This is a genomic window from Pseudomonas morbosilactucae (genome assembly GCF_023241715.1).
GTDB lineage: Bacteria > Pseudomonadota > Gammaproteobacteria > Pseudomonadales > Pseudomonadaceae > Aquipseudomonas > Aquipseudomonas morbosilactucae.
This window is the reverse complement of record NZ_JALQCW010000009.1, coordinates 42,292-48,422: the sequence shown is the minus strand read 5'-3', so window position 1 is coordinate 48,422 and position 6,131 is coordinate 42,292. Positions and strand designations below refer to the sequence as shown.

Below are 6,131 nucleotides of genomic sequence, written 5' to 3'. Positions count from 1 at the left end.
GCGGTCAGCGGCTATGCCGTGTCCCAGGTGCTGGACCAGTTGCCCAACATGCTCACCGTCGACAACCAGCAGGAAGCCCACCTGCGCTACGTGCTCAAGCAACTGCACCAGCACAGCACCTGGGAAGGCGAAGTCTGGGCTCAAAGCGGCGCAAACGGCGGAGCATACCCCGGCCTGGGTCGGGCATTACCGCGGGTACTCGACGACGAAGGCGACCTGGCCAGCTACGTGTGCTTCTTCAGCGACATCAGTGAGCGCAAAGCCAGTGAGCAGCGCATTCACCGCCTCGCCTACTACGACGCCCTGACCCACCTGCCCAACCGCACCCTGTTCCAGGACCGTCTGCACACCGCGCTGCAATCGGCGGAGCGGCAGAAGTCCTGGGTGGTGCTGATGTTCCTCGACCTCGACCGTTTCAAACCGATCAACGACTCCCTCGGCCACGCCGCCGGCGACCGCATGCTCAAGGAAATGGCCACGCGCCTGCTGGGCTGCGTCGACGATGACGACACCGTGGCTCGCATGGGCGGCGACGAATTCACCCTGCTGCTGCAACCGCGCGCCAGCCGCGAGATGGCCCTGAACCGGGCGATCCACGTGGCCGAGCAGATCCTCGCCAGCCTGGTCAAACCCTTCGTCCTCGAAGGCCGGGAGTTCTTCGTCACCGCCAGTATCGGCATCGCCCTGAGCCCTCAGGACGGTAACGAGCTGAGCCAGTTGATGAAGAACGCCGACACCGCGATGTACCACGCCAAGGAACGCGGCAAGAACAACTTCCAGTTCTACCAGGCGGACATGAACGCCAGCGCCCTGGAGCGCCTGGAGCTGGAAAGCGACCTGCGCCACGCCCTGGAGCAGGAAGAGTTCGTGCTCTATTACCAGCCGCAGTTCAGCGGCGACGGCAAGCGCCTGACCGGCGCCGAGGCCCTGTTGCGCTGGCGCCATCCGCGCCGCGGGCTGGTGCCGCCGGGGGATTTCATTCCGGTACTCGAAGAGCTGGGCCTGGTGGTGGACGTGGGCGACTGGGTCATCAGCGAAGCCTGCCGCCAGCTCAAGGCCTGGCACCAGGCCAAGGTGCGAGTGCCGAAAGTGTCGGTGAACATCTCGGCGCGGCAGTTCTCCGACGGCCAACTGGGCACGCGGATCGCCACCATTCTCAGGGACACCGGCCTGCCGCCGGCGTGCCTGGAGCTGGAACTGACCGAAAGTATCCTGATGCGCGAAGTCAGCGAAGCGATGCAGATCCTCGACGGCCTGAAAAACCTCGGCCTGAGCATCGCGGTGGACGACTTCGGCACCGGCTATTCATCCCTGAACTACCTCAAGCAGTTCCCCATCGACGTGCTGAAAATCGACCGCACCTTTGTCGACGGCCTGCCGTCCGGCGAACAGGATGCACAGATTGCCCGAGCCATCATCGCCATGGCCCACAGCCTGAACCTGGCGGTGATCGCCGAGGGCGTGGAAACCCACGAGCAATTGGACTTCCTGCGTGAGCACGGCTGCGACGAAGTGCAAGGCTACCTGTTCGGCCGCCCGATGCCGGCCAATCGGTTTGAAGCGCAGTTCAGCAATGACGCGTTATTCATGTTTGATTGATGGGTCGCAGCGGCACGTTTCAAGCTTCAAGCGGCGAGAGAGGAGCGGTTCGCTTTGAATGGCCGCTTGCAGCTCGTCACTTGAACCCTGCTTCTCTGCGACATGATGTCCTTTCATATGCCTTCTAAAAGCCATTGGGTTAGAATGCCTCCCTTTTCTGCCCCCCGATCCTTGAGGACCGCCATGTTCAGCCGTGATTTGACTATTGCCAAGTACGACGCCGATCTCTTTGCCGCCATGGAGCAAGAAGCTCAGCGCCAGGAAGAGCACATCGAGCTGATCGCTTCGGAAAACTACACCAGCCCAGCGGTGATGGAAGCTCAAGGCTCGGTGCTGACCAACAAATACGCCGAAGGTTACCCAGGCAAGCGCTACTACGGCGGCTGCGAGTACGTCGACGTGGTTGAGCAGTTGGCCATCGACCGTGCCAAGGAACTGTTCGGCGCCGATTACGCCAACGTCCAGCCGCACGCCGGCTCCCAAGCCAACAGCGCCGTTTACCTGGCTCTGCTGTCGGCTGGCGACACCATCTTGGGCATGAGCCTGGCCCACGGTGGTCACCTGACCCACGGCGCCAGCGTTTCTTCCTCTGGCAAGCTGTACAACGCCATTCAATACGGCATCGACGCCAACGGTCTGATCGACTACGACGAAGTCGAGCGCCTGGCCGTCGAGCACAAGCCGAAAATGATCGTGGCCGGTTTCTCTGCCTACTCGCAGATCCTCGACTTCCCGCGCTTCCGCGAAATCGCTGACAAAGTCGGCGCGTACCTGTTCGTCGACATGGCCCACGTGGCCGGTCTGGTCGCCGCTGGCGTCTACCCGAACCCGGTGCCTTTCGCTGACGTGGTCACCACCACCACCCACAAGACCCTGCGCGGTCCTCGTGGCGGCCTGATCCTGGCTCGCGCCAACGCCGACATCGAGAAGAAGCTGAACTCTGCTGTATTCCCAGGCGCCCAAGGTGGCCCGCTGGAGCACGTGATCGCCGCCAAAGCGATCTGCTTCAAGGAAGCCCTGCAGCCTGAGTTCAAGACTTACCAGCAGCAAGTGGTGAAAAACGCCCAGGCCATGGCCAGCGTGTTCATCGAGCGCGGTTTTGACGTGGTGTCCGGCGGTACTGAAAACCACCTGTTCCTGCTGTCGCTGATCAAGCAGGAAATCTCCGGTAAAGACGCCGACGCCGCTCTGGGCAAAGCGTTCATCACCGTGAACAAGAACTCCGTGCCAAACGATCCACGCTCCCCGTTCGTCACCTCCGGCCTGCGCTTCGGCACTCCGGCTGTGACCACTCGTGGCTTCAAGGAAGCCGAGTGCAAGGAACTGGCTGGCTGGATCTGCGACATCCTGGCCGACCTGAACAACGAAGCGGTGATCGATGCCGTACGTGAAAAGGTCAAAGCCATCTGCAAAAAACTGCCGGTATACGGCGCTTAATCAGCCCGTTACACCGCAGCACGAAAAAGCCCGGCCTGAGTGCCGGGCTTTTTTTCGCCTGTCATTTACTCGGATCGCCACTGGTCAGACCGGTAAAGCCAATTTATTCACAGCCCCTTGTAACCCCCTAAAGTCCGAGCGTAGACTGCGGCTGCACTGGACATACCGGTAAGACCACAATAATTAAGTCCTGAATCCATAGCGCCCCGCGCATGGCAGCCAGGACACCGATCAGGATCCCTCCCATGCTCAGATGGTGCTCGCGTTCGATTTTCCTCCAAGTAGTCCTCGGACTGATCCTCGGCGTTGTGTGCGGACTCGCACTCCCCGAATTCTCTTCTCAACTCAAACCACTGGGCGACGGCTTCATCAAGCTGATCAAAATGCTGATCGGCCTGATCGTGTTCTGTGTGGTGGTCAGTGGCATCTCGGGTGCCGGTGACCTGAAGAAAGTCGGGCGCATCGGCCTGAAGTCGGTGATCTACTTCGAAATACTGACCACCGTTGCCCTGGTACTGGGCCTGGTCATGGCCTTCAGCACCGGCATCGGCAGCGGCGCCAACATCCATCTGGAGCAGCTGTCCAGTGCCGACGTGGGCGACCTCGCCCAACGCGGCCAGCACATGCAGGGCACCGCCCAGTTCCTGATGAACCTGATTCCGAACTCGGTCATCGGCGCCTTTGCCGATAACAACATCCTCCAGGTACTGCTGTTCTCCGTACTGTTCGGCAGCGCCCTGAACCTGGTGGGTGAAGCAGCGTCCGGCATCTCCCGCCTGATCAACGAACTCAGCCATGTGATCTTCCGCATCATGGGCATGATCGTGCGCCTGGCGCCCATCGGCGTGTTTGGTGCCATCGCCTTCACCACCAGCAAATACGGGGTGGATTCATTGCAGCACCTAGGCAGCCTCGTGGGCTTGTTCTACCTGACCTGCTTCGCCTTTGTCGCGGTGATCCTGGGCGTGGTGATGCGTGTGGCGGGCCTGCCCATGCTGCCATTCCTCAAGTACCTGCGCGAAGAGCTGATGATTGTTCTCGGCACCGCCTCTTCGGACGCCGTGCTGCCGCAGATCATGCGCAAGCTTGAACACCTGGGCATCGGCAGCTCCACGGTCGGCCTGGTCATCCCCACCGGCTACTCGTTCAACCTCGACGGTTTCTCCATCTACCTGACCCTGGCCATCGTCTTTATCGCCAACGCCACCGGCACGCCGTTGTCGATGTCCGACCTGCTGACCATCTTGCTGGTGTCGCTGATCACCTCCAAAGGCGCACACGGTATTCCCGGTTCGGCCCTGGTGATCCTGGCAGCGACCCTGACCGCGATCCCGGCCATTCCGGTGGTGGGCCTGGTGCTGGTGCTGGCGGTGGACTGGTTCATGGGCATCGGCCGCGCCCTGACCAACCTGATCGGCAACTGCGTGGCCACCGTGGCCATCGCGCGCTGGGAGAAAGACATCGACCTGCAGCGGGCCGACAAGGTACTGAGCGGCCAACAAGGCTATGTTTTCCAGCCAAGAAAGCCAGCGCCGGGCACCCAGCCGCAGGAATTCTGACCCGTTCGTGCCTGCCTCGGGCAGGCACACTCATCGGCGCCCAGCGTGGCGCCATGACCGATAACCCATGGAGTAAACAGTGATCAGCTCGTCGACAGTCGTAAATTCAGTGGTGGAAAAGCTGCGGGCCGCGTTGGCCCGGGGCCAGTGGCGCTCCGGCGACATGCTGCCCGGACAACGCGAACTGGCCGAACAACTGGGCATCAGCCGCCCTAGCCTGCGCGAAGCGGTGACGGTCCTGGAAACCCTGGGCCTGGTGCGCTCCATGCCCGGCAAGGGCGTGGTGGTACTGGATGCGCCCCTGGATGACACCCCGGCCAGCGACAGCGGCGTGGCCGGCGCCAGCCTCGAGGATGTGCTGCAACTGCGCTACACCCTCGAGCCCTTTATCGTCGGCCTGGTGGCGCAATCCATCAGCAGCAAGGAAGTCGGCCAACTGCGCCTGACCCTCATGGACATGCGCGAAGCCCTGGAAGCCAACGACAGCGAAGCCGGGATGAACGCCTACATCGCCTTCCACGAAGAATTGTTCACCCTGACTTCCAACCCGATCTTCCAGAACGTGGTGCAACAAACCAGCAATGCCCTCAAGCAGAGCGCCCAGGTCCTGCGTAACTCGCCGGAACACCTGGCCGAACGACTGCAGGAAAACGAAGCGGTGGTGCGTGCCATCCGCAGCAAGAACAGCGCCCTGGCCAGTGCCGAAATGCGTCGGCATATCCTGATGGAAGGCCAGCGCATGGGAATTGAACTGAATATTCCGGACGATCATCTGGGCCAGATAACCCCGTGATGGTTTGAACGTCTGCAACCGGAGGGGACACCACGCCATGGTCAGCTACGCCTTTAAAAACAACCCGTTCACCCTGGCCGCCAGCCTGCCCCGGCGCCACAACGGTGAACGCACCCTGCTGGTGGACGACGTCTACCCGCAGATTTTCGACGCCATTCTCGAGCAGCGCATCGCCCCCGGCAGCCGCTTTACCGAAGACAACCTGGGCCAGGCGTTCGGCGTCAGCCGCAGCATCATCCGCCAGGTCCTGGCGCGGCTGTCCCATCAACAGGTGGTGATCTTGCAGCCCAATCATCGGCCACGGGTGGCAGCGCCGGATGCCGAGCAGACCCGGCAGATCCTGCACGCCCGGCGGCTCACGGAAACCACCCTGGTGCGCCTGGCCTGCCAGCAGCCACAAAGGCAGTTGCTGCCCTTGCGTCAGTTGCTGGCGCGCGAACGCGAGGCCATCGAGCGTGATCAGCGCGGCCCGGCGATTCGTTTGTCAGGGGAGTTTCATCTGCAACTGGCCGAGGTGGCCGGCAATGCTCCTTTGGCGCACTTCCTCGGCAGCCTGGTGCCGCTGACCTCCCTGGCCATCGCCCAGTTCGAGGGCCGGGCTCGCAACTACTGCGCCTGGCAAGAGCACTCAAGCATTGTCGATGCGGTGCAGGACGCCGATGTCGAAAAGGCCGAAGCGCTGATGAACCAGCACCTCGATCACTTGGAACAGCGCCTGCTAGGCAGCCTGTAGGCTGCCGGCT

5 protein-coding genes are annotated in these 6,131 nt (G+C 62.0%); all 5 read left to right on the top strand.

What is annotated here, in order from left to right; all coding sequences use genetic code 11:
- Positions 1-1,599, top strand: a 1,599-nt coding sequence (locus M1B34_RS05965) for a putative bifunctional diguanylate cyclase/phosphodiesterase (RefSeq protein ID WP_268264653.1), incomplete at its 5' end; no start/stop codon positions are given.
- Between the two features lie 183 nt (positions 1,600-1,782).
- Entirely contained in the window at positions 1,783-3,036 is a 1,254-nt protein-coding gene (glyA, locus tag M1B34_RS05960; protein ID WP_123334840.1) for a serine hydroxymethyltransferase, read from the top strand.
- Between the two features lie 245 nt (positions 3,037-3,281).
- Positions 3,282-4,595: a C4-dicarboxylate transporter DctA gene (locus M1B34_RS05955; RefSeq protein WP_123334838.1), complete on the top strand. Its 1,314-nt coding sequence runs from the start codon at positions 3,282-3,284 to the stop codon at positions 4,593-4,595.
- 79 nt (positions 4,596-4,674) lie between these two features.
- Positions 4,675-5,388 (top strand): FadR/GntR family transcriptional regulator, encoded by a 714-nt coding sequence (locus tag M1B34_RS05950; RefSeq protein ID WP_123334836.1) that lies wholly within the window; start codon positions 4,675-4,677, stop codon positions 5,386-5,388.
- Positions 5,389-5,425: 37 nt separating this feature from the next.
- Positions 5,426-6,121, top strand: a complete 696-nt coding sequence (locus M1B34_RS05945; RefSeq protein WP_123334834.1) for a GntR family transcriptional regulator — start codon at positions 5,426-5,428, stop codon at positions 6,119-6,121.
- The last annotated feature ends 10 nt before the right edge of the window (positions 6,122-6,131 follow it).